The 22,786-nt window shown below is 54.4% G+C and carries 15 protein-coding genes, 1 tRNA gene and 3 pseudogenes; 6 read left to right on the top strand and 13 right to left on the bottom strand.

The window, feature by feature from the left end:
• A pseudogene (locus ACK4IR_RS07495) lies at nt 1-245 on the top strand (hypothetical protein); the annotation flags it as partial.
• Between the two features lie 167 nt (nt 246-412).
• Here the strand turns inward: ACK4IR_RS07495 and cutA are convergent.
• Complete coding sequence (gene cutA, locus ACK4IR_RS07490; RefSeq protein WP_409873758.1) at nt 413-757, bottom strand: divalent-cation tolerance protein CutA; 345 nt, start codon at nt 755-757, stop codon at nt 413-415.
• A gap of 51 nt (nt 758-808) precedes the next feature.
• On the opposite strand from cutA, the gene ACK4IR_RS07485 reads away from it, so the two are divergent.
• Nucleotides 809-1,903: a beta-ketoacyl-ACP synthase gene (locus tag ACK4IR_RS07485; RefSeq protein WP_409873757.1), complete on the top strand. Its 1,095-nt coding sequence runs from the start codon at nt 809-811 to the stop codon at nt 1,901-1,903.
• Here ACK4IR_RS07485 and dxs read toward each other — a convergent pair.
• The 3 genes from dxs to ACK4IR_RS07470 all read right to left on the bottom strand — a co-directional run bounded on the left by dxs (nt 1,900) and on the right by ACK4IR_RS07470 (nt 5,085).
• On the bottom strand, nt 1,900-3,813 hold the full coding sequence (gene dxs / locus ACK4IR_RS07480) for a 1-deoxy-D-xylulose-5-phosphate synthase (RefSeq protein WP_409873756.1): 1,914 nt from the start codon (nt 3,811-3,813) through the stop codon (nt 1,900-1,902). The genes ACK4IR_RS07485 and dxs overlap by 4 nt on opposite strands.
• A gap of 104 nt (nt 3,814-3,917) precedes the next feature.
• Nucleotides 3,918-4,490: a hypothetical protein gene (locus tag ACK4IR_RS07475; protein ID WP_409873755.1), complete on the bottom strand. Its 573-nt coding sequence runs from the start codon at nt 4,488-4,490 to the stop codon at nt 3,918-3,920.
• Nucleotides 4,491-4,572: 82 nt separating this feature from the next.
• Complete coding sequence (locus ACK4IR_RS07470) at nt 4,573-5,085, bottom strand: cofactor assembly of complex C subunit B (RefSeq protein WP_409873754.1); 513 nt, start codon at nt 5,083-5,085, stop codon at nt 4,573-4,575.
• Between the two features lie 139 nt (nt 5,086-5,224).
• Here ACK4IR_RS07470 and ACK4IR_RS07465 point away from each other — a divergent pair, with 139 nt between their 5' ends.
• Nucleotides 5,225-6,643: a sugar transferase gene (locus ACK4IR_RS07465; RefSeq protein ID WP_409873763.1), complete on the top strand. Its 1,419-nt coding sequence runs from the start codon at nt 5,225-5,227 to the stop codon at nt 6,641-6,643.
• On the opposite strand, the gene ACK4IR_RS07460 is transcribed toward ACK4IR_RS07465, so the two are convergent.
• The 6 genes and pseudogenes from ACK4IR_RS07460 to ACK4IR_RS07435 all read right to left on the bottom strand — a co-directional run bounded on the left by ACK4IR_RS07460 (nt 6,596) and on the right by ACK4IR_RS07435 (nt 14,569).
• The gene (locus ACK4IR_RS07460; RefSeq protein WP_409873753.1) at nt 6,596-9,133 is read right to left on the bottom strand and encodes an EAL domain-containing protein; all 2,538 of its coding nucleotides are present in this window, start codon (nt 9,131-9,133) and stop codon (nt 6,596-6,598) included. The genes ACK4IR_RS07465 and ACK4IR_RS07460 overlap by 48 nt on opposite strands.
• 236 nt (nt 9,134-9,369) lie before the next feature.
• A complete protein-coding gene (locus tag ACK4IR_RS07455; protein WP_409873752.1) occupies nt 9,370-9,756 on the bottom strand; it encodes a GxxExxY protein in 387 nt (128 codons plus the stop codon).
• Nucleotides 9,753-10,694 carry a GDP-L-fucose synthase family protein gene (locus ACK4IR_RS07450; RefSeq protein WP_409873751.1) on the bottom strand — a complete coding sequence of 314 codons (942 nt, stop codon included), beginning with the start codon at nt 10,692-10,694 and terminating at the stop codon, nt 9,753-9,755. The genes ACK4IR_RS07455 and ACK4IR_RS07450 overlap by 4 nt, the downstream gene beginning before the upstream one ends.
• Nucleotides 10,695-10,696: 2 nt before the next feature.
• Nucleotides 10,697-11,206 (bottom strand): annotated as a pseudogene (locus tag ACK4IR_RS07445) (GDP-mannose 4,6-dehydratase); the annotation flags it as partial.
• A gap of 1,032 nt (nt 11,207-12,238) precedes the next feature.
• A pseudogene (locus ACK4IR_RS07440) lies at nt 12,239-12,814 on the bottom strand (GDP-mannose 4,6-dehydratase); the annotation flags it as partial.
• A gap of 3 nt (nt 12,815-12,817) precedes the next feature.
• A complete protein-coding gene (locus ACK4IR_RS07435; protein ID WP_409873750.1) occupies nt 12,818-14,569 on the bottom strand; it encodes a TolC family protein in 1,752 nt (583 codons plus the stop codon).
• A 226-nt stretch (nt 14,570-14,795) separates the two neighbouring features.
• Here ACK4IR_RS07435 and ACK4IR_RS07430 point away from each other — a divergent pair.
• The 3 genes from ACK4IR_RS07430 to ACK4IR_RS07420 all read left to right on the top strand — a co-directional run bounded on the left by ACK4IR_RS07430 (nt 14,796) and on the right by ACK4IR_RS07420 (nt 15,830).
• Nucleotides 14,796-14,887 (top strand) — tRNA-Ser (locus ACK4IR_RS07430).
• 136 nt (nt 14,888-15,023) lie between these two features.
• Nucleotides 15,024-15,224, top strand: a complete 201-nt coding sequence (locus ACK4IR_RS07425) for an NAD(P)H dehydrogenase subunit NdhS (RefSeq protein WP_409873762.1) — start codon at nt 15,024-15,026, stop codon at nt 15,222-15,224.
• Between the two features lie 3 nt (nt 15,225-15,227).
• Nucleotides 15,228-15,830 carry an HAS-barrel domain-containing protein gene (locus ACK4IR_RS07420; RefSeq protein WP_409873749.1) on the top strand — a complete coding sequence of 201 codons (603 nt, stop codon included), beginning with the start codon at nt 15,228-15,230 and terminating at the stop codon, nt 15,828-15,830.
• An 8-nt stretch (nt 15,831-15,838) separates the two neighbouring features.
• On the opposite strand, the gene ACK4IR_RS07415 is transcribed toward ACK4IR_RS07420, so the two are convergent.
• The 3 genes from ACK4IR_RS07415 to ACK4IR_RS07405 all read right to left on the bottom strand — a co-directional run bounded on the left by ACK4IR_RS07415 (nt 15,839) and on the right by ACK4IR_RS07405 (nt 22,737).
• Nucleotides 15,839-16,666, bottom strand: coding sequence for a M48 family metallopeptidase (locus ACK4IR_RS07415; protein ID WP_409873748.1), 828 nt, complete (start codon nt 16,664-16,666; stop codon nt 15,839-15,841).
• A gap of 202 nt (nt 16,667-16,868) precedes the next feature.
• The gene (locus tag ACK4IR_RS07410; protein WP_409873747.1) at nt 16,869-20,849 is read right to left on the bottom strand and encodes a DNA-directed RNA polymerase subunit beta''; all 3,981 of its coding nucleotides are present in this window, start codon (nt 20,847-20,849) and stop codon (nt 16,869-16,871) included.
• A gap of 19 nt (nt 20,850-20,868) precedes the next feature.
• Nucleotides 20,869-22,737 carry a DNA-directed RNA polymerase subunit gamma gene (locus tag ACK4IR_RS07405; RefSeq protein ID WP_409873746.1) on the bottom strand — a complete coding sequence of 623 codons (1,869 nt, stop codon included), beginning with the start codon at nt 22,735-22,737 and terminating at the stop codon, nt 20,869-20,871.
• Nucleotides 22,738-22,786: the final 49 nt, after the last annotated feature.

Below are 22,786 nucleotides of genomic sequence, written 5' to 3'. Positions count from 1 at the left end.
AGGAGCGATTACCGAAAAGTTTCAGCGACGGTCGGTTAACGCTTGCCTATGGCGAGTATTATCTGATTGTTTCTGAAAAAGTGCAACCGCGTCAGACTGAGAACCAAGGTCGAGTGGTTGCCTTAGACCCCGATGTCCGCACCTTCCTCACGTTCTTTTCCGAGTCGTCCTATGGATGGCTTGGGATTGATGCTAATTTGCCGAAGCCTACACTTCTAAGACTGTTTCTTGGACTGGAGAAGTGAAGCAGATTGGTGGTTCTCGCGTGATTAAAGACGCGGAAGGGAGGAGTATGGATAGGGATCTGAATGGTGCCCGTGGGATATTCCTGCGGGCATTGGTTGATACGCCTTGGTTAAGAGAAAATCTTAACCTATGTATTTGTTAGCGAAAGTTAACGAAAATGTATCGGTCATAGATACTCTCTAGATGGTTCTTGAGTTTGTTCTTTGACCCAATTCAAGTAGGCAGGGGAACCAGCAATGATGGGTAGGGCAATGATTTCTGGGACTTCATAACTGTGCAATGCCACTAGGCGATCGCGCACCTGCTCAAACAAGGCCATGCGGGTTTTAATGAGTAACTGCCATTCTGGATCGCGATGTACCGCACCTTGCCAGCAGTATATTGATTGAATAGGCAGAATCTGCACACAGGCGGCTAGGTGCTCGGCCACCAGTTGATCGGCCAAAGAGCGAGCCTCAACTTCCGTGGCAGTGGTAACAATCACAACACAATACTCCGTTGTCGTTTCCAAGACTGCTGTCCTCACATCACTATGTCGATCATATCTTGAAGCAATTGTGCAGTGAATGTTGTTATTACCGGGATTGGGCTGTGGACAGCGCTGGGGGAGACGGCGATCGCCACATGGCAGCGCTACTGTGAAGGCAAGACAGCACTCATCCCCACCCCTGAAGGACTGGTGGGGTCAATAACCTTGCCTCTGGAGAAAATCATCGAAACGACGGCCACTCAAGCGCTCAAGGATGCCAAATTGACGGCTCCCTTACCCGCTGCGGGAATTGTGGTCGGCTCCAGTCGTGGTTTTCAAGCCCGCTGGGAAACTTGGCTGGGACAGCCTTCCCTACCGCGAGCCACATGGTTACACACCTTGCCGGCAAGCGTCTCGCAGCGGGTTGCGCAAATCGTCGGTAGCCAAGGGATCGTTCTCAACCCCGCCGCCGCCTGTGCCACGGGCATGTGGGCGATCGCCCAAGGGGCACTGTTGATCCAACAGGGTAAGTGTGATCTGGTCTTGGCCGGGGGGGTCGAATCCGCCGTCTCCCCCTTGACTTTGGCCGGATTTCGGCAGTTGGGGGTGCTGGCTCAGGAGCGGGCGGCTCCCTTTGATCGGCGGCGGCAGGGATTCGGGTTGGCGGCCGGGGGTGCCCTTGTTGTCTTGGAGGCCGAGGCACGGGCGCGATCGCGAGCCGTTGAACCCTATGCCCGCATTGCCGGCATGGGTCTCAGTGCCGATGCCGAGCAGATGGCTGCCCCCAGTGTGAATCAAACGGGTGCGCTCTTGGCCATTCACAAGGCCTTGACCCGGGCAAATCTAACCCCGCAAGCAATCCACTGTATCCATAGCCATGGCACGGGAACTGTGCGCAATGATGCCGCCGAAGCGGCTTGGATTCAACGCCTTTTTGGTCAGGGGGTACCGGTCACCGGCCATAAAGGCGCCCTCGGGCATACCCTCGGCGCTGCCGGCGCGATCGCAATCGCCCTCTCTTGCCTGTCGTTGCGGGAGCAACAAATTCCCCCCTGTGTTGGCTGTGAGACTCCTGACTTTGACCTTGACATTGTCCGGCATAGCCGCCCTGCCCCTTTAGAACATATTCTCTGCTGTAGTTACGGCTTTGGAGGGCAGAATGCCGTGATCGTGCTGGCGCGCCCTTAAGAGGCATTCACCACCGTGGGTTGAGCAACCCCAAACTTGTGCAGGATTGTTTTGGCCATTTGCGGTGGTGTCAGTCCCAAGTCGGCTTTTGATTCATCGGGGGTTGCGTGTTCGACCAACACATCGGGTACCCCCAACCGCAGCACAGGGACGAGAATCTCTGCCTCTTGGAGCGCCTCAAGGACTGCCGAGCCAAAGCCCCCAATCAAGCAGCCCTCCTCAAGGGTAACCACCCGGCCGATTTGTTTTGCTAGGGGCAGAATCAGGTCAATGTCTAGGGGCTTCGCAAAGCGGGCATTGATCACTGCGGCACTCATACCGTGTTCCTTGAGGATTTCTGCCACCTGCATTGCCGGATAGACCATTGAGCCGTAGGCCACCAAGAGAATATCTTCCCCTGAGCGCAGCAGTTCCCCTTTGCCGATTTCAAGGGGTTCCCAGCCTTCCTCCATCAGGGCAACACCATAGCCATTGCCACGGGGATAGCGCAGGGCGATCGGCCCATCGGTGTAGTTGATGCCTGTGACGATCATCCGTTGCAGTTCGGCTTCATCCTTGGGAGCCATCAGCACCATATTGGGGAGGCAGCGCAGATAGGCAATGTCGTACATCCCTTGGTGGGTTGGCCCATCGGCCCCGACAATCCCTGCCCGATCCATACAGAAAAAGACCGGCAAATTTTGGATACAGACATCGTGGACAATTTGGTCGTAGGCGCGCTGTAAGAAGGTGGAGTAAATCGCAACCACAGGGCGCATGCCTTGGGTGGCCATGCCGGCGGCCATTGTTACGGCGTGCTGCTCTGCAATCCCCACATCAATGTATTGCCTTGGCACCCGTTTTTGGAGAATGTCTAGGCCGGTGCCGGTGGCCATTGCCGCCGTAATGCCGACAATCCGTGGATCGTTTTCTGCAAGCTTGGTCAGGGTCTCGCCAAACACTTTGGAGTAGCTAGGCGGTTTGGGCTTACTGGAGGGTTTGGCTTTACCTGTAACCAAATCAAACGGCGGCTGGGCATGGTAGCCCACCTGATCCTTTTCGGCGATCGCGTAGCCTTTCCCCTTGACGGTTGCCACATGCACCAGCACCGGACCGGGAATCGTGTGGGCATGTTGGAATGTAGCAATGAGTTCTTCTAAATTGTGGCCATCCACAGGACCCACGTAGGTAAAGCCCAATTCCTCAAAGACAGCCCCCACCTTGGGAACCGCAAGGCGCTTCATGCCCTCCTTGATGCGCTGCATCTCCGGAGTCAGGTTTTCACCCAAGAAGGGGATATGCTTGAACTGTTCTTCAAGGTTATCGGTAATAAATTGCACCTGCGGCGAGAGGCGGATTTTATTCAGATAGCGGGGAATCGCGCCCACATTGGGGGAAATAGACATCTCATTGTCGTTGAGCACCACCATCAGGTTGGTGTGGGGCAAGTGGCCGGCGTGGTTAATCGCCTCTAGCGCCATCCCCCCAGTCAGGGCACCATCGCCAATAATGGCCACGACTTTGAACTTCTCTCCCTTGAGATCGCGGGCGATCGCCATCCCTAAAGCCGCCGAAATACTGGTGGAGGCATGACCGGCACCAAAGTGATCAAAGGGACTTTCGCGGCGGTTGAGATAACCGGCAATCCCTCCCTTTTGCCGCAGGGTATGGAAGTTGTTGTAGCGACCCGTCAACATCTTGTGGGGGTAGGCTTGGTGCCCCACATCCCAAACCACCCGGTCTTTGTCTAAGTCAAGGGTTTGGTAGAGGGCAAGGGTGAGTTCGACAACCCCCAATCCCGGCCCAAGGTGTCCTCCCGTGGCCGCCACCGTTTCCAAATGTTTGTCGCGGATTTGGGCGGCAATTTGACTCAATTGGGCAATGGACAACCCATGCAACTGGTTGGGATGGGTGAGTTCACTTAAGTGCATAGAAACCCGACCTCGCAAGATACCTAGGAGCGATAGCCTACCGCTGACCACAGAAAAACTATCTGTTGACTGATTCTAGCAAAGTCCTTCGCCGAAGTTGGGCATTATTTCGCCCCTAGACGTGGTGAAAAGCCACAATAATCACGAAACAGCTGATCATAAATTTCTAATGCACTCTCATAGGTTTTGCTCAATTCACGAATCTTTTCAGTAGATTCATCGGTGTAATTTGCCACTAACCAAATGACCCATTGGTAAAAGCGTTCCTGACTCCACTGTTGCCAGTAGTTGGCGAGAATGCCCCGCGCGAGATCCGTTCCCAACCGTTTGGGGTAGCCGTGGGCAGTGGTCAAGTCCTGAAGATCTCCGAGGAAACGTTCAGTCATCGCACTAAGATGACTCAGGGACATCTGAGCGCATTGGCAAGCCCGCTCAAAGGCAGCATTGGTCTCTAGGGAACTGGACTTGACCGTTTCAGCAATCACGCGACCGTTAGTATCTACCTCACGCTCCACAGCGCAGTAGGGAACTTTGGTGAGGGGATAGCCTTCACAGGCGAGATACACCCGAAAGCTTTTTTCTAGACGATCTACTTCCTCTGAACTGAGGTGGATGTCGAGTTCAAGGAGAAGTTGACCAAAGGTACGCTGATCAGTGGTGGTTGGAGAGTAGGTCATCGCGACGTCCTTCACAGGTTGTCAAAAGATTATCCTGTGAGCTTTGCTTGTTTATGCACCTAGCCTAAAGAATGCCCCAAACCTACGATCCCAAGATTGTGTCCTCGAATACGATCAGTTCATCGCGGTGTCCTTCTAGGGTGACTTGGGTGCCTACGGCATGGGGTTGCAAAGAGAGCTTGACGGTTTCGAGCCGCTGGGCACCTCGCCAATAGAACCAAGGGGCAATGGGTGTCAAACCAATGAGACCAAAGGCCAGAATGCCGCGATCGGGAAAGAGGACAGTCAATACAAGGGCGATCGCCACAGCACCGCAGACGGCAAGGCCGAAGAGGAAAACGGCCAAAAAGGGACTGGCGGCAACATTTCCCTGAAACGTCACTTCACTGCCATCGGCACTGACGGTATGGAGACGGTAGCCCCGCTGCTGAAAATACTGCTTAAAACGGGGGGCAAGTTCAGCAATGGATTGGTCAATGAGCCATTCTTTAGTTTCAATGCGTTCTTTGGTGGAGGCACGAATGAAAAACACAAATCCGACGGCCAAGAGACTCGTCAGCAGCAGGGTTGAAGGATAAATTAAATCACTGGACATGTTGAGGCGGTCTTGATGGGCTTCCTATCTTTCATTGTCGAGGATTTATTAGGGTCTGCAAAGAGATATTGCACGGCGATCGCCCCTTGGGGTTCTGCGGAATACTAAACTCTAGCGATAGGGATTTTGCTGCTCCATGATGCGGTCTCAAGCTTCTCCCCGTGATATTCGGGCACCTCGCTGCCGTCGGATGTGGTTGCGCTCAGAAACGGCCTTTGCCCTGCTGCTCTTCACTAGCGACCTCGTGGGGTTGGTGCTGGCTTGGAAATTGGGATTACGACTCAATCGCTTCTATGCACCACTGCCCCCTGATTTGGCAGCTTGGTACTGGCTGGGATTACCTAGCATTTTTTGGCTGTTTGCAGCGGGTCTGGTGTTTTTGATTGCTGTGAGTGGACTGTATCACCCGCGCGGCCATTGGAAAAATTATCTGCGCCTCGCTAAGGTGTTGAGTTTGGGCTATTTGCTGGCACTGGCGATCGCCTACTTCTACGATCCCAAGGTAGATTTGCCCCGTTCTTTATTTTTCAGTGCTTGGGGTCTCAGTGTGGTCTTCGCCGTGATCTTGCGCTTGGCCGTCAGTTTAGGGTTCAAAGTTTGGACGCTACGGCAACCGATTCGCGCCTTTTTAGTGGCGCCTCCGGAGCGGCAGGAGTATCTCAGTAGCCTGCTAGAGCAACGCTCCAACTATAAAATTGTCGGCAGGGCGATCGCCACCATGGCCAATGAACCGCAAACCGTTGAGGAAATTCTTGCAGCGCAGGCTGACGAGGTCATTGTTGAAGGCCTACCGCCGGATCACCTTGCCTCCAGGCTGTATTGGCAACTGCGCCAGCACGGCATTGCCCTACGGCTAATTCCCTCTAGTTTGGAAATGCTCTACCGCCGTGGCACGCCGGAAATTGTGGCGGCTGTGCCCACCCTGCGGGTGGATATGACCTATCTCCACGGTTGGGAGTATCGGCTAAAGCGCTACTTGGACGTGATTTTGGCGCTCATTGGCATTGTGGTGCTGGCACCCCTTTTTATCGGGGTGGCGATCGCCATCAAACTCACCTCCCCCGGACCGGTCTTTTTCCGCCAAGAACGGGTGGGACTGCACGGCCGGGTCTTTCAGATGTGGAAATTTCGCACCATGCGAGCCGACGCTCCTCAACTCCAAGCCCAGTTGGAGGCCCACAACGAATCCGCCGATGGCATTCTCTTTAAGGTCAGAAACGATCCTCGCCGCACTCCCCTGGGTTGTTTCCTGCGCAAAACCAGTATTGATGAACTGCCGCAGCTGTTTAACGTCCTCTGGGGAGACATGAGTTTAGTGGGGCCGCGTCCTTTACCGTTGCGGGATGTTGCCCGTTTTCATTCTTGGCATCACATTCGCCATCAGGTGCTGCCGGGAATCACCGGCCTATGGCAAATTTCTGGCCGCTCTCAGATTGGCAATTTTGATGAAGCGGCACGTCTTGACCTTTACTACATAGATAATTGGTCTCTCAATCTAGACTTGGAAATTCTAGTGGAGACCGTGCGCATTGTGCTCTTTGGTAGTGGGGCGTATTAAGTGTGGTAACGATTGGCTGGCAAATAACTGTTCTACCTGTTGAGCTGAAAGGGGGCGGGCAAAAAAATACCCTTGACCATAGTTACAACCGAGGGCTTGGAGCACACGATACTGTTCACGGGTCTCGATGCCCTCCGCCACCACCTTCAGCCGCAAAGAATGCGCCAGCATGAGAATGGTATGCACAATTGTCGCCGAAGACTCCTCACTATTGAGGGCGGAAATAAACGTGCGATCAATTTTCAGAGTGTCAATGGGAAAGCGGTGCAAATAACTGAGGGAAGAGTAGCCTGTGCCGAAATCATCCATAGACAGGCCAATCCCCATGGCACGAATTGCCTCTAGGGTAGCGATCGCGACCTCCTTGTTATCAATCAGGATCCCTTCGGTCACCTCAAGGCGCAGTCGCTCGGCAGGAAATGCTGTTTCTGACAAAATCCTTCTTAAGTTGAGAAGCAGGTCTGCCTGCTGGAAATGACGGCCACTGAGGTTGACACTAAGGCTTAAACCGCGACTGCAAGGAAAAGCCTTTGCCCAGCGCTGCATCTGCTGACACGCCTGCGCCATCACCCACCAACTAATGGGGAGAATCAAACCCGTTTCTTCGGCTACCGTCATGAACTCGGCAGGGGAAATGACCCCCCGTTCGGGATGTTGCCAGCGCAGCAGCGTTTCAAAGCCGACGATCTTGAGCGTTGCCAAATCCACAATGGGTTGATAGTACACCAAAAATTCATTGCGCTCTGCCGCCCGTCGCAGCTCGGTTTCAATTTGCATCAGGGCAACACTCTGGGCACGCATCGTCATACTGAAAACTTCATAGCGCGCCTTGCCTAGGGATTTGGCTCGGTACATCGCCGTATCCGCATCTCGCAATAAGTCCTCAGCCGTTTTGCTTTCCTCGCTGGGGAAGGCAATGCCAATACTGGCACTGGTAAAGACTTCATGCCCCTCAAGGAGAAAAGGACGGCTCAAGGCCACCAGCAAGCGTTCTGCTACTTCGATCGCTTGGGCTGGATTCTTTAGCTCTTCCAAAAGAATGGCAAATTCATCACCACCAAGGCGGGCTACCGTATCTCCAGCACGGGTACACTTGAGCAGGCGCTGGGCGATGCCGATAAGAAGCTGATCCCCTGCAAGGTGCCCTAAGCTATCGTTGATGACCTTAAAGCGGTCCACATCCAAAAAGAGCACCGCAAAGAGGGAATTGGAACAGCGTGCCCAGCAGCCGAGCGCCTGATGAAGATGATCCATTAGCAGCACACGGTTGGGCAGCCCTGTGAGCGCATCGTGAAGGGCATCGTGAAGAATTTGCTCTTGAATGCGATGGTATTCCGTAACATCGGTCATGGAGCCGGCCATGCGGTAGGATTTGCCCTTAGAATTACGCAGAGCCTTGCCCCGCGATCGCATCCAGCGGTAACTGCCATCGGCATGCTTAATCCGAAATTCACACTCAAAATGGGGACGGGTACCGAGGAGATGCTCCTTCATGCTCTGGCGCAACCGCTCTAGGTCATCGGGGTGGACACGCCGCCACCATTCCTCGATGGTCGGTTGTAGGGTACCGGGGGTTTCGCCAATCAGGAGTTCCCAGCGGGGGGAATAATACATCGAGCGATCGCTAATGTGCCAATCCCACAGGCCATCGTTTGCCCCTTCTGCGGCTAGGGCATAGCGTTCCTCGCTAAGGCGCACGGCCAGTTCGGAGCGTTTGCGCTCGGTAATGTCCGTCATGTAGCAGCGAATGAGCTGACTTTCCACCAGCCTATGGATACTCATCTCATAGGTGCGATCGCCCACCGTGATCTCCTTCAGCGTCAGCCGCCCCCCTTTAGACAACATTCCTTCATGAAACCAATCCTTGAATAGGGGATGGGCACGACCTTGGCTCTGTAAATCGGGAAAGCACTGAAGGGCAGCCGGATTGAGGTAGGTAATGCAGCCGTCAGCGGTGAGTTCCAGGATGGGATGGGGACTCAGCTCCGGAAAGGAGGAAAGCCGCAGGAGTTGTTCCTCACTGAGCTGGGCCATCTTTGAGGATGACACCCAATCAACGCCGAGTCTTGTGCTGTCCTCATCGGATAATTCATCAATCTGCGCCGCCTGGGTGTAACGATTGAAGGTGGTATCGGAGACGTTGGCGACGACGTGGTAACAGGCGCGCACCTCATCCCCGAAAAAGATGATGTCACGATGCCGGAGAATACAGGAGCGGCAACGCCTGCCGTTGACCGTAATGCCGTTCACACTGGGCTTCCCCTGCAAATTCCCGTCCACAAGGCGAAAGAGAAAGTTCCCTGTGTTGGGATCGACAATCCGGAGCAAGACGGCATGTTGCCGTGAAACCATCGGCGACTTGAGGACAATGGTGTTACTTGGGTGGCGACCGATAGTATAGGTATTGGCTTCTAGGCGGATTGTGCGGCGACCTGCACGATCCTCAATTACCAAAAGATGACGCCACCTCTGGCGCGCAGGGGGGTTCACGGCAACAGCCTCGTCAACTGCTCAGCAAATTCAGCAGGATCAATGGCAACAAACCTGAGAATTCAGCGTTTAGGGAAACTGCTCTAGGAGATCCGACTCCTATTCTAGGGTGGGACAGGCTTCTTCTTCTATGTCCTCCCAACCTTACAATGGCTTGACCCCTTGCCCCACCGTCGCGAGGCGCTAATGCAGAAAATTGCGCGGGAGAGCCTTGAGGAGAGGCAAATTCTAGATGGTCAACATTCTAGGTTCACCGAAATAATTTGCGGGCGATCGCTTGCGGTGGAAGTAGGAAAGTTGACGACAGCTCCCAGAGGAATTTTTAAGGTCTCCATGTACTTCTTGACTTGTCTGACTTCCTTATCGCCAACGGTTTGAACCGCCTTCAGCTCAACCACAACAACCGCTTGGCCGTTGTCCCGGACAATGAGATCGGGAATGGCTTCCCCCACAAAATAACCGTGAAAGAAAATCGGCACCTTACGTTGTTCTTCGTACTCAATTTGTCGTTCCCGCAGGGCAACCTCAAAGGCCTTCTGGTAGATGGCTTCACTAAACCCACTCCCCAATTCTTGAAAGATGTCTTGGGCAATGTCCTGAATCGTCTGGAGCCAGTTTTTCATAGCGATGCGGCATGCTCACGATACCAAGCAATTGTACGTTCTAAGCCTTCCCTAAGGCGAACCTGGGCACAAAACCCAAAGGCCTCTTTTGCCTTCGTAGTATCAAGGCAGCGACGGGGCTGACCGTTGGGCTTCTCGGTTTGCCATTCAATTTGCCCTTGAAAGCCCATGAGTTCGCAGATGAGAGAAACCAAGTTCTGAATGGTAATCTCTTCGCCCGTTCCCAGATTGACCGGATCGGGAGCATCGTAGGCTTGGGTGGCCATGACAATCCCGCAAGCGGCATCCTCAACGTAGAGAAATTCACGGCTCGGACTGCCATCTCCCCAGACGGGAATCACCCTTTCCCCCCGTTGCTGAGCGGTGTGAACCTTGCGAATCAAAGCGGGAATCACATGGGAACTGACCGGGTCAAAGTTATCCCCCGGGCCGTAGAGGTTGACGGGCAACAAATAGATGCCGTTGAAGCCGTACTGCTGCCGATAGGCCTGCAATTGGACGAGGAGGGCTTTTTTGGCAATGCCGTAGGGGGCGTTGGTCTCTTCGGGGTAACCGTTCCACAGATCGCTCTCCTTGAAGGGAACGGGGGTGAATTTGGGATAGGCACAAATGGTTCCCACGCACACGAATTTCTCAACTCCGGCGCGATAGGCACAGTCAATGAGTTGTGCCCCCATCATCAAGTTGTCATAAAAGAGTTCGGCAGGCTTGGCTTGATTAAGACCAATCCCCCCCACATGGGCGGCAAGGTGAATGACAATATCTTGGTTTTGAACGACGGCTTGACAGGCAGACAGTTGGCGAAGATCGTAGTCGCGCGATCGCACCACGGTAATTTGGGCAGGCACTGCCCCTGCTTTTTGCAGTTGTGCCACCACATGGCGTCCCAAAAATCCGGCGCCGCCGGTGACGAGAATCCTTTTTTGACCGAGATCCATGGCTAGTCTGCCTTACTGATCAACTGCCGCCGAGCAATGAGATCCAGCACCGTGTCGGAGGGGGCTTTGGGGGTTGTTCCTTGAATGCCCACCGCCCGCAGATCCGCTTCCACCATCAAGGCCACCAGTTCAGGAAAGGTGACTGAGGGTTGCCAGCCTAGAACCGTTTTGGCTTTGGTCGGATCCCCCAAGAGTAAATCCACTTCGGTGGGGCGCAAATACCGCGGATCAAATTCCACATAGTCTTGCCAGTTAAGGCCCACATAGCCAAAGGCCAATTCTAGGAATTCCCGCACCGAGTGGGTCTCTCCGGTGGCGATCACGTAGTCATCGGGTTGCTCCTGTTGCAGCATCAACCACATCGCCCGCACGTAGTCCTTGGCATAGCCCCAATCCCGTTTGGCATCCAAGTTGCCCAAATAGAGCTTGTTTTGTTGGCCGGCCACAATGCGGGCAACGGCACGGGTAATTTTGCGGGTCACGAAGGTTTCACCTCGCCGAGGGGAGTTGTGGATCCAACCTTGGCCAATACCGGCATGAAAGGTGCCAGAGGTGGTCGCCAGATCGAATACCCATCCTTCGTGAGCGATCGCGTGGGCTGTTATGACTTCATTTTTGGGTTGGCAGAGGTGCTGTCCCGATTGGCGGGTCTGGGAACTGTCCCAAGTCAGCTTGTAGTAGGTGCGATCGCCCCCTTCTTCGAGGCAAAGGGTAATAGGCTGCTCCAAGGTGGTGCTCACCAGCCAATAGAGGCCTGCCGCCAATACGGGTGAAGCCGTGCAAAAGCCCTGAAACCCATCAGTCCAAGGCGGGCTGCGCAAGCCATCCCCGGCGTTAAAGCCCTCTAGAAAAGCCAAGCGAGCCGTGTGATCAGCGTTGAGAATGCGTTGGGGAATCCGCTTGTATCCCTCACGGGTATAGATTTGGGGATAGAGGTAGCGGCCATAGTCGCAATTGCCCTCGAGGTGGAGTTGGCTCACAGGCTGACCGCTGGGGAAGCCGCTACCAGCGGTGGACTCCCTGATGTATCCTGCGGCAACTTTGCGCCATGTGGCACCGACCCGTGCCAATAACTCGGGGTCGTGGTTGGCCACTGTCACTTTGCCTTCAGGGGTAATATGTCCCTTTGCAACTAGAATGCCGAGGAGCCAAGCTTCGCTGGGGCTGACATCCACTTGCTCTGTGGCTGGGGGGAGATCAATGAGGGCAAGGCGATCGCCCACCTGTACCTGCCGGGTCTCCTTCGCGCAGGGTGTTTCCCCATTCAGGACAAAGACTTGATGATCAGCAGTTGTTTCGTAGAGGGCTGCCCTTGCCATGATCCGATGAACGGTTTTATCGCCGCCATTCCAAGTGGCAGTCATGCAGGTCACAGTTGTCCAGCCTTGGGCATCCCAGACCTCAAAGCGATCAGCGGGTGCCAACTCGGTCGTGTAGCGTTTACCCTGCTTGGGATCACTGCAATGGGGAACAACCTCGGCAATGGGCAGAATATCAATCAGTCCCTGCCGCCGCAGAATCACCGGTGTGGTACCGGTCACACACTCATGGTTAAAGAGAATGCCATTACAGGCAAAAAGATGATAGGCCTCGCGATAATTCACCGTTTGCCAGTGGGCATAGACCTTGGCACAGGCATAGGGACTGCGGGGATAAAAGGGCGTGGTTTCCCGCTGCGGCACTTCCTGCACCAAGCCAAACATCTCCGAAGACCCCGCTTGGTAAAACTTCACCCGCTTGCCGGTGCGCTCTTGGTATTCCCGAATCGCTTCTAAGAGTCGCAGCGTCCCCATGGCCACGGTCTCGACGGTGTATTGCGGTGCATCAAAGCTGACCCGCACATGGGATTGCGCCCCTAAGTTGTAAATCTCATCGGGCTGGCTAAGTTCAATAATTCGCCGTAGAGTACCGCCATCGGTGAGATCGCCGTAGTGCAGGCGCAGGGCAGCCCCCTCTTGGTGGGGATCAACGTAAATGTGGTCAATGCGATCGGTGTTGAAGGTGGAGGTGCGGCGAATGATGCCGTGGACTTCGTAGCCCTTTTCAAGGAGTAGCTCACTCAGATAAGAGCCATCCTGACCCGTGATGCCGGTAATGAGTGCCCGCTTGCGATCGCCCATACCCTATTTGTTGACTCCTAACCGTCCTTGTTTTGGATAGCCCACAGCCCGCTTTAATGCTGCTAAGGAGCGATTGTAATTCAAAATGGCCGCCAGGAGATTGCCTTGGGCTTGGGTCAAGTTGGTTTCGGCACGGCTGACCTCCTGTTGAGTGCCCACCCCTGCTTGAAAGCGCAGCCGCGCCAAGCGTAGTCCTTCCGTTGCTTGGGTAACCGCCGTCTGGGCGGTGGCAATGTTTTTCTCATTGGCCCTGAGAGTGATATAGGCGGTTTCCACCTCTTGACGGATGAGGGTCTTCTGATTGGCGTATTCTGCCTCAGCGGTTGCCGCAAGGGCTTCTTGGCGAGCCGCACCGGCGCGGGCATTGCCACCCTCAAAGAGGGCTAATTGCATTTGCAGCCCCACCCCATAGCCAAAGCGGGGTGCCAGATCATCGGTGACTTTGTCCAGCATATTGCCACTGGCAAAGAGACTCACTTGGGGACGGGCAGCCGCCAAGGCCACCTGACGATTTTTCAGGGCAATCCTGCGCTGGAGCAGCCGCTGCTCTAACTCAACGCGGTTTTGGTAGGCAAGGAGAATACTGTCCTCCAAGGAAAGTGTCCATGCCTCAGCGGGTTCGACGCGGTCAGCGATCGCCACATCCACCGTCTGATTCACATTTAGCCGCTGGGCCAACTGGCGGCGGGTAGTAATTTCCAAATTGCGCGCTTGGCTTAAGTTTTGCTCGGCATTGGCAAGGTTCACCTCAGCGGTCAGCACGTCCACCAGTGTTCCGGTCCCTGCGCGTTCAAAGGCCTGAGTATCCCGCAAGCTCACTTGGGCATTGGCCACGGCGGCCTCCGCAATTTGCACCTGAACCTTGGCCTGTTGCGCCAAATAATAATCATTGGTAACGTCAAGGATCAGCTGTTGGCGTTGACGCTCCACCTCCAATTCACTCAAGCGCACTTGGTCGCGAGCCGCTGCAATGGCCGCCGATCGCCCGCCCCCTGCAAACAATGTATAGTTCATCACCAGCGCGACATTGGCGGTGGCGCCACTTGTTGCCCCAAAAACATTGGTGAAAAAGTTTCTAAAGTTAAGTTGATTGACGGGCGCAAGGGGAATCGGTGTGAAAGGGGCGGGCGTTGCCGCCTGACTAGCGCTGTTTTGCAGTTGTTGCAGTTGCTGTTGCAGCTCTAGGTTTTGCTGATCTGTAAAGGCCGTCAGTTGGGGACCTTGGAATCGCTGTTGCAGCCGTTGCACCTGCGTATTCAAAATACTCCTAGCGGCCAGTTGTTGCCCCAGAAGCTGTTGCTGAGCCTGTTGCTGTTGCTGCTGTTGTAAAGAAAGCTGCTGCTGAACGTTGAGGGGCAGATAGGCAGGTTGGCCGCCGGGGGTGGTATTCTGACCGATGCTGGCCTGAAGGGCAAGGGTGGGATAAAGCAGCTGGGCCTGCACCTGCCGCAGTTGGGTCCGTGCCCGTTGTAGTTGTAACTCACTAATTTGGAGACCAATGTTATTGCGAATGGCCACCTCAATTGCTTGCTCTAGGGTGAGGGGTTGATTGAGATCAATGTTGACCTTCTCAGGAAGCGCCAGTCTATCGGGGTTGGGGTTGAAGGGTGCAAGGACATCCGATGTTGAAGGCGCCTGTGCCACTGGAGTAGTTGTGGGTGTCGCTTGAACTGGGCTAGGCAGCGTTACTGGGGCGATCGCCAATAGTCCCGACATCAGCATTTTTTGGGAATTCAGGGCAAGATCATTCAACATGAAAACTTAGACGGACAACCTGCTCAACTCAGCCATAATAGAAATTCGCCTAAGCACTGTTGAAGATTGCCAGCATACAGCCATTTACTTCACTCCCACAACACAGCCATTCTGCAAAACTCTAGCACGGATTCTCGGTTGCGATCGCCCCCTAGAGCAACAGCCACAGTGCAATGAGGATTGAAAAGGGGGAGAAAACTGATCTAGAATAAGGAACCCTCAAAAAGGAGAGGTGGCTGAGTGGTCGAAAGCGGCAGATTGCTAATCTGTTGATAGGCAGGTAACTCCTATCCGAGGGTTCGAATCCCTCCCTCTCCGTTAAAGAAAATATCATCAAACCAATAGCTGAGACTTATCCTCTACTACCCTTCAGCAAAGCCCGAAGGGGTCAAGGGCAGGAGATAATAAAGAAACATGACATCTTTGGGATAAGACGATGGCCAGCGACTTAGCAATGACGATTCTCCCCGGCATGACCGTGAAAGTAACCAATCCCAACGATACCTACTACCAATTTCAGGGGATTGTGCAGCGGGTTAGCGATGGCAAAGTGGCTGTGCTCTTTGAGGGGGGAAACTGGGATAAGTTGGTCACGTTTCAAATGAGCGAGCTAGAACCAGTCGTGATCACGCCCAAAGGAAAAGCGAAAAAGTAAACCATGGCGCGGCAATCGCCTTCCCCCCAGCCCTTTGCCGAAATTGTCCAGACGGCTACAGATCACTGTCTTGCCCAGTGTCACGAACCCGCCACCCTTGATTTTCCTGTGGCTCCGGCCCTAGGCAGCTGGGTGCAGATTCCCGAGGGCGATCGCGTGATCTACGGCGTTGTGGCCTATGTGGTGACAGCTCCCATTGACACGATTCACCGCGCCACCGCCTTGGGGCTATCGTTAGAACAATTGCGGCAAGAGCAGCCCCATATTTTTGCCATGCTGAAAACCGAGGTCACGATCGCCATCGCCGGCTTTCAAGAACAGGAACGTTTTTATCACCATCTGCCCCCCCATCCACCCCAAATGCACCAGCAGGTATACAGTTGTCCCCCTGAGGAAGTGATTGCCTTCAGTGGCACATTGAGCTTTTTGCGAACGCTGCTGACCCTGCGCTATGGTCCGGGGGATGCCTTGGTGGCAGCAACACTGCGTTCCTTGTATCAACTCCGCCGCCGCGATCGCCAGTGGCTGGTGCAGGCATCCCAATACCTGAATCGTCTCCTCAAAGACGACTACGATCGCCTGCGGGGAATTCTCGAGCAGTTATAAGAGGCGTTTTAACGAGCAGATTCTAGCTGTTTCACGAGGCGATTGTACTGCTGAGTTTCCGCCCAATTGAGAATTTCCCTTGCCCGCAGCACCGGTAGGGGATGGGTGAGCTGAGTGGCCTGCACTTCCTTGAAAAGGGTGTACCACCCCCGATCGGCAGCGTCATATTCCCGCGCTTGGGCAATAAAGGCGTCGAGATTCAGGCGATCGCTCCACTGGGGTGAGCCACCACAGAGTTTCATGAGCACCGAAGCCACCATACGTGGGTCTTGAGTCACCAGCAAAGCCGCGCGATCGCAGGTGAGTTCAGCACAGCGCAGCCAGTGCATCAATTGGGTTTGCAGAACCTGTGCTACGAGCAAGCCCCAAGTGGAAAGCTGACTGGTGGCAAAAAGCAGCAGGTTGGCGATCGTTAGATACACTCCATGCTCACACTTGAGATGCCCCAACTCATGCGCCAGCACCGCCTGCAATTCCTTTGGCGTCAGGAGTTCCACCAGAGAAGAGTGCAGTACCACAAAAGGCTGCTTGCCCCGCATGGCAAAGGTATAGGCATTGGGAACAGGATGTTGCTTAAGATAAAGCTGCGGTGGCTCTAAGCCCAAGATGCGGCACGCCTCGATATGAAGGTCATAAATTTCTGGGAGTTGCTGTTCACCGAGGCGCAGACTACTGCCGATGTTCTCAAGATAAAAGGCCTGCTCTGCCACCGAACCGAGGAGCGATCGCACCAGAAAATCTAGCCCCGGCAGTTGTTGGAGCGCTTGGGTGGCCTCGCGATCGCGGGGATGACGAAATTGATCCGCTCTGAGGCTGGAATACGCTGAAACAACCATGAAATGCTAATTTTTCCTGCGATGCCTCTACTGCAATTTTAGGGTATAACTAAGGTTTCCCGCATCGCTGCAAAAACTTTCTACAGTGTTCAGCATGATCTCCGATCTGAGACCAAAAAGCTACGGTAAGTGCACCGACAGCCCATTACTGAATCGGGTGCCAACTCCTACCGTAGCCTCCTTATTATTGAGGAGATTTTAGTTAGAAGGCATCATCCTCCTCTTCATCCCCATAGTCATCGTCCTCGTCTGCAAGGTCGTCCTCCTCATCGTCAGCATCACTACTGGCGAATTCAAAGTCGCGAGTCCGTCCCGTAATTTTTTCAATCACATGGGGCGCGGTTTCATCGTCAATGAGAAGATCCTCGCCAAGGTCAGCGGCCACATTCACCATCATCGCTGGAGGTTCAGGTTCAGGGCTAATAACGTGGGTTTGTCCCAAGCGATCTTCACCCTCATCCCACTCTTCGTTGCCGTTGCTACTTTCCTCGTAGCTGTTGAAGCCAGTACCTGCTGGGATGAGACGGCCAATGATCACGTTTTCCTTGAGTCCGCGCAGCCAATCGGACTTGCCTTCAATGGCGGCTTCTGTCAGCACGCGAGTTGTCTCTTGGAAACTGGCCGCCGAAATAAAGCTGTCGGTATTCAGCGAGGCCTTAGTGATTCCCAAGAGGACGGGAGTATATTCGGCGGGTGCACCACCGGTAAGAGCCATCGGCTCGTTGGCCTGTTCTGCTTGGCGTAAGTTCATCAGTTCGCCCGATAGCAAAATGGTGTCACCGGCATCCTCAATCCGCACTTTTGAAGTCATCTGGCGGACAATGATCTCAATGTGCTTGTCAGAAATCTCAATGCCTTGGGTCAGGTACACCGACTGTACTTCGTTGACCAAAAATGACTGCACCTTTTCAAAGCTAATTTGGGCAGCTTTGAGTAACCCTTGGGGTTTGTAGTACTCAAAGTAAATCGAGAGGATGTCGTGGGGATCCACCGGGCCATCGGTGAGGGGGTCAGCAAGATTCACCTTTTGACCATCCACCACCAAGGGGTTTTGACCCGGCAGCACAGGGTATTCCTGAATCGTGCCATCCTCTTCAATGACTTTGATATCTACGCTGTCATCACTGTTGTAGGTGACTTGACAGGTGCCAGGGCGCACAGCTAACACACATTTTTCTTTGGGATGGCGCGCTTCAAGAAGTTCTTCAATCCGAGGCAACCCTTGAATGATGTCACCCGTTTTCGCCCGCTCAAACACCAACAGGGCAAGGTTATCCCCCCGCTGCACAAGGTCACCATCCTCAATTTGCAGCACTGCCCCCGGCGAGACAAGGTAGGGGCGAGCTAAGCGTAGGATCACATGGTCATCGGCTACCGCCATTACCGCTGCTGTTTCTGGGGCACTCACGCCTTCGGCCAGTTCATCGCCGGGACGCACGAGATCGCCGACTTTGACCGTGGGTTTTGCCCCGTTGGTCTCGATCCGCAGGCGATCGCTCTCGGTAACGACCAGAATGCGGCGAACCGATTCACCACTGCGCAGGATTCCCTGCACTTCACCCGCCTGTTTGGCTTTGATGTCTGTCCGGGCAATCACAGCACCGGGCCCAATGTGATCGCCATCTTTGACCAGAAGGGAGGTAAACGTACTGCCTTGGGTTTGATCCGCGGCAATGTCACGGCGAATTACCAAGAATTCAAGAATCACCAGTTGCAGGCGCTGGGCTTCTGGATCTACCTCGTCCGTCACAATTTCAATATCAGCAGCCAGTTGCGGCGCCTCGCTGCCAATTTCAAGAACCAATTGCGTCCGTAGCAAATCAACCCCATCCACAGACTTGACCCGCTCATCGTGTTTGTAAGGCAACCGCTGTACGGCTCGCAGGCGAATGGATTGCCCTGAGCTATCACTGGAATCTTGGCTGGGTACCGATGGCTCATCAGGAACGCTAAATTCTTGGACAGGGCGCAGCAGAACTGCCGGCCCTTCGGGCGTGTCCTCCAGATAATCCACTTGCGAGAGGGTTTCCACCACCAAGCCGGGAAGCACCTCTTCACCGGGACGCGCCAAGGTTCCATGCTTTAACCGTGCGGCTTCCGGATCATCCACAAGGTGAAGTTGACCGGGTTTGATGATGATTTCCCGCAGGATATCGTTTTTCTGGATGACTTCAACGACACCGCTGTTTTGACAGAAGATGTCCTTGACAACTTCAGTCCCTGCTTCGACGTATTGGTTGTCTTCCACCATCAGCAGGGAAATATCCTTGTTCACCTCATGGGTTTCTTCAGGAATCCACAGAAGGGTTCCCCCTTTGAGGACTTCGTAACCCTGCTTGGCTTTGCCTTTTTTGGCCACTTCGATATCGGCGTATTTGAGAATACCACCAGTCGTGGTGTGGTAGCGATCGTCAATCAGTTCGGCCACCACTTGCCCGTTGGCGACTTTCGTACCAGGAGCAGCTTTTAGGGAGAAACGCTGACCGGTGGCCGTCTCAATAATGTAGTGCTCGCGACCTTGCTGTGTTTCTTTGAGCACCTTGGCTTTATCGAGCATTACGGAGGCGGTAATGATTTCCACCTCGCGCCCCCCTTTGCTGTCCTGTTGCTCAGGGAGACGAACCACACCCCCATGCTCCGTTTTTACCGTAGTTTCGGCGAGTACAGCCCCGGCTTCAATGCGATCGCCATTTTTAACAACCGGCTCTGCACCGGGGGGCAGATTATAGACTTCCCCCGACAGCACCCAAATCAACCCACCTTTGGAGGCAACGCGCGTCGTAGTGCCTTGGCGATCGCGCTTTTCTTCGGCCTCAAGGTTAACAAACTTCACTTGACCCGCCAAATCGGAAGCCACATCTTTCGTCACCTTTTCTACTGCCTTGCGGACACTGCGACTGGCTTGAGCCACTTCCGCCAACAGTTGACCCGCTTCAACAGTTTCCCCATCTTCCACTAGCACAATTGACCCTTGGGGAAGATCAAATTCTTGGGTTTGCTGCGCACCTTTGACCACCAGCTTGCCAAGAGTTTCGACAATAAAGGCATCATCGCCGTGGCGGGTGCGATAGGGACGTACCCGTAATTTCTTGCCGTACTCCACCGTGCCAGCAAAGGGAGCGCGTTCTTGGCGCGCCACTTCCCCCGTAAACACCCCCCCTGTGTGGAACGTGCGCATCGTCAACTGGGTACCGGGTTCGCCAATGGATTGAGCAGCAATAATTCCTACGGCTTCTCCCATATCCACCAATTTGGCATGGGCAAGACTCCAGCCATAGCAGAGCCGACAAACAGAGCCGGTGGCCTCGCAGGTGAGGGGCGATCGCACCACCACTTCTTCGATGCCAGCATTGACAATTTTCTTGGCCAGATCGGCGGAGATGGCTTGATTTTTGGCCACCAGCACTTCGCCCGTTTCCGGATGGCAGACATCATTGAGCACCACCCGCCCCAAGAGCCGATCCTCTAGCGCTAGTACCTTATCCCCCACCGTCATACTGCGCAGGGTAATCCCGCGCTGCGTCTCGCAGTCCTCTTCGCGGATAATCACATCTTGGGAGACATCCACCAAGCGACGGGTCAAGTAACCAGAGTCCGCTGTCCGCAGGGCTGTATCCACTAACCCCTTACGGGCGCCATAGGACGAAATAATGTACTCCGTCACCGTCAGCCCTTCACGGAAGTTGGTTTTAATCGGCAGGTCAATGATTTCCCCCTGGGGATTGGCCATCAGCCCCCGCATCCCCACCAACTGCCGCACCTGCGAGAGATTCCCCCGTGCGCCGGAAAAAGCCATCATATAGACGGAGTTGAGAACATCGGTCTCGCGGAAATGGCGCACCACCTCGTTTTTCAGTTCTTCGTTTGTGGTGTTCCAAGTGTCAATCACCTTCTGGAAGCGTTCTACTTCCGTAATTTCCCCCCGCGAGTAGCGCTCTTGGGCGGTTTTAATTTCCTTTTCTGCCGCTTCAAGGAGTTCCTGTTTTTTCGGGGGAACGAGCAGGTCATCCACACTGATGGAAACGCCGGCGCGGGTGGCATAACGAAAGCCAAGATCCTTGACTTTATCCGCCATTTCCGCTGTGCGGGCGGTGCCAAAGTTGCTAAACGACCAAGCAATCAGGTTCCGCAAACCTTTTTTGTCAATGATGCGGTTAAAGAAAACAGGCTTTTTCTCAGTCATGGTGTTGGGGTCTCCCAAATTAACTGGCTAGGGCTTCTTGAATCGTTTGGTTGTAGATGATGCGACCGGGGGTGGTGCGGATGTATTGGGAAATCAGTTGACCGTTGGCATCCTCTTTGACCCGCCGCAGGGGGTACTCCAGCAAACGGCAGCCATCGTCATAGGTCGTAATCTGGGGTTCACTGGTGTCACCATCATCCACCTCACCGTCGTAGCGCACCCAGACAAAGGCATGGAGAGGCAAGTGTCCCTGTTCGTAGGCCATGACCACGTCTTGAAAGCTGGCATAGTAGCGATCGCCATAGTCGGGCAGTTTCGGATTTTCTGCCGTCAAGTAATAGCAGCCCAAAACCATATCTTGGCTAGGGGTAATAATCGGCTTACCCGTGGCCGGCGACAGGATATTATTCGAGGCCAGCATCAGCATCCGCGCCTCTGCTTGAGCCTCAATAGAAAGGGGCACGTGCACCGCCATTTGGTCACCGTCAAAGTCGGCGTTGAAGGCAGGACACACCAAGGGGTGCAGTTGAATGGCACGCCCTTCCACCAGAATAGGCTCAAAGGCCTGAATCCCTAGGCGGTGGAGCGTCGGTGCTCGGTTGAGCAGCACCGGGTGACCCTCAATCACCTCCTCCAGCACATCCCAAATTTGTGGGTCATTGCGCTGGATCATCCGCTTTGCCGCCTTAATGTTGTTGACAATTTGCTGACGAATCAAGCGGTGAATCACAAAGGGCTGGAAGAGTTCAATGGCCATTTCCCGCGGCAGGCCGCACTGGTGCATTTGCAGCTTTGGCCCCACTACAATCACCGAACGACCGGAGTAGTCCACCCGTTTCCCCAGCAGGTTTTGGCGGAAGCGACCCTGTTTGCCCTCAATAATGTCGGAAAGGGACTTCAGGGGACGGTTATTGGCGCCCACCACCGTGCGACCGCGTCGGCCATTGTCAATTAGGGCATCCACCGCCTCTTGCAGCATCCGCTTCTCATTACGGACAATAATTTCTGGGGCGAGAATCTCTTGCAGGCGGGCAAGGCGGTTGTTGCGGTTAATGACACGGCGGTACAAGTCATTAAGGTCAGAGGTGGCAAAGCGCCCCCCATCCAACTGCACCATTGGCCGCAGATCCGGTGGAATCACGGGAATTACCGTCAAGACCATCCATTCTGGCTTGGAGCCAGTGGCAATAAAGTTATCAATGACCCGCAGCCGTTTGATCAGCTTGGCGCGTTTTTGTCCCTTGGAGTTGAGGATTTCCTGCCGCAGTTGATCCGCCTCCGCTTGCAGATCTAAATCCTGAAGCAGGCGTTGAATGGCTTCAGCGCCAATGCCCACCTCGATGCCCTCTCGCTCCGAGTCTTCGCTGTAGATCTCTTCTTCGATTTCCTGCCATTGATCTTCACTCAGGAGCTGCTTGTAGCTGAGGTCGGGGTGATTGCCCGGATTGAGCACCACATAGGAGTTGAAATAGACAATTTGCTCTACATCTCGCAGGGGCATATCCAGCAGGATCGCCATGTAGCTGGGAATTCCCTTGAGATACCAGACATGGGTCACCGGCGCAGCCAACTTAATGTAGCCCATGCGATGGCGGCGCACCCGCGATTCGGTGACTTCAACCCCACAGCGTTCGCAGACAATGCCCCGATGGCGCACCCGCTTGTATTTACCGCAGTGGCACTCCCAATCCTTTGCAGGACCAAAAATCCGCTCGCAGAAGAGGCCATCCATCTCCGGCTTGAGCGTACGGTAGTTGATGGTTTCTGGCTTAGTGACCTCGCCCACCACTTGACCGTTGGGGAGCGTGCGCTGACCCCATTGGATGATACGCTCTGGTGACGCGAGAGACACTTTTACATAATCAAAGCGTTGCTCGATTCTGGGCATAACACAAATCCTTTGACGATGAATGGTTCGAGGGGGCGATCGCCCCCAA

It is taken from the genome of Thermosynechococcus sp., from assembly GCF_046299635.1.
GTDB lineage: Bacteria > Cyanobacteriota > Cyanobacteriia > Thermosynechococcales > Thermosynechococcaceae > Thermosynechococcus.
This window is presented reverse-complemented; position numbering and strand designations above follow the sequence as displayed.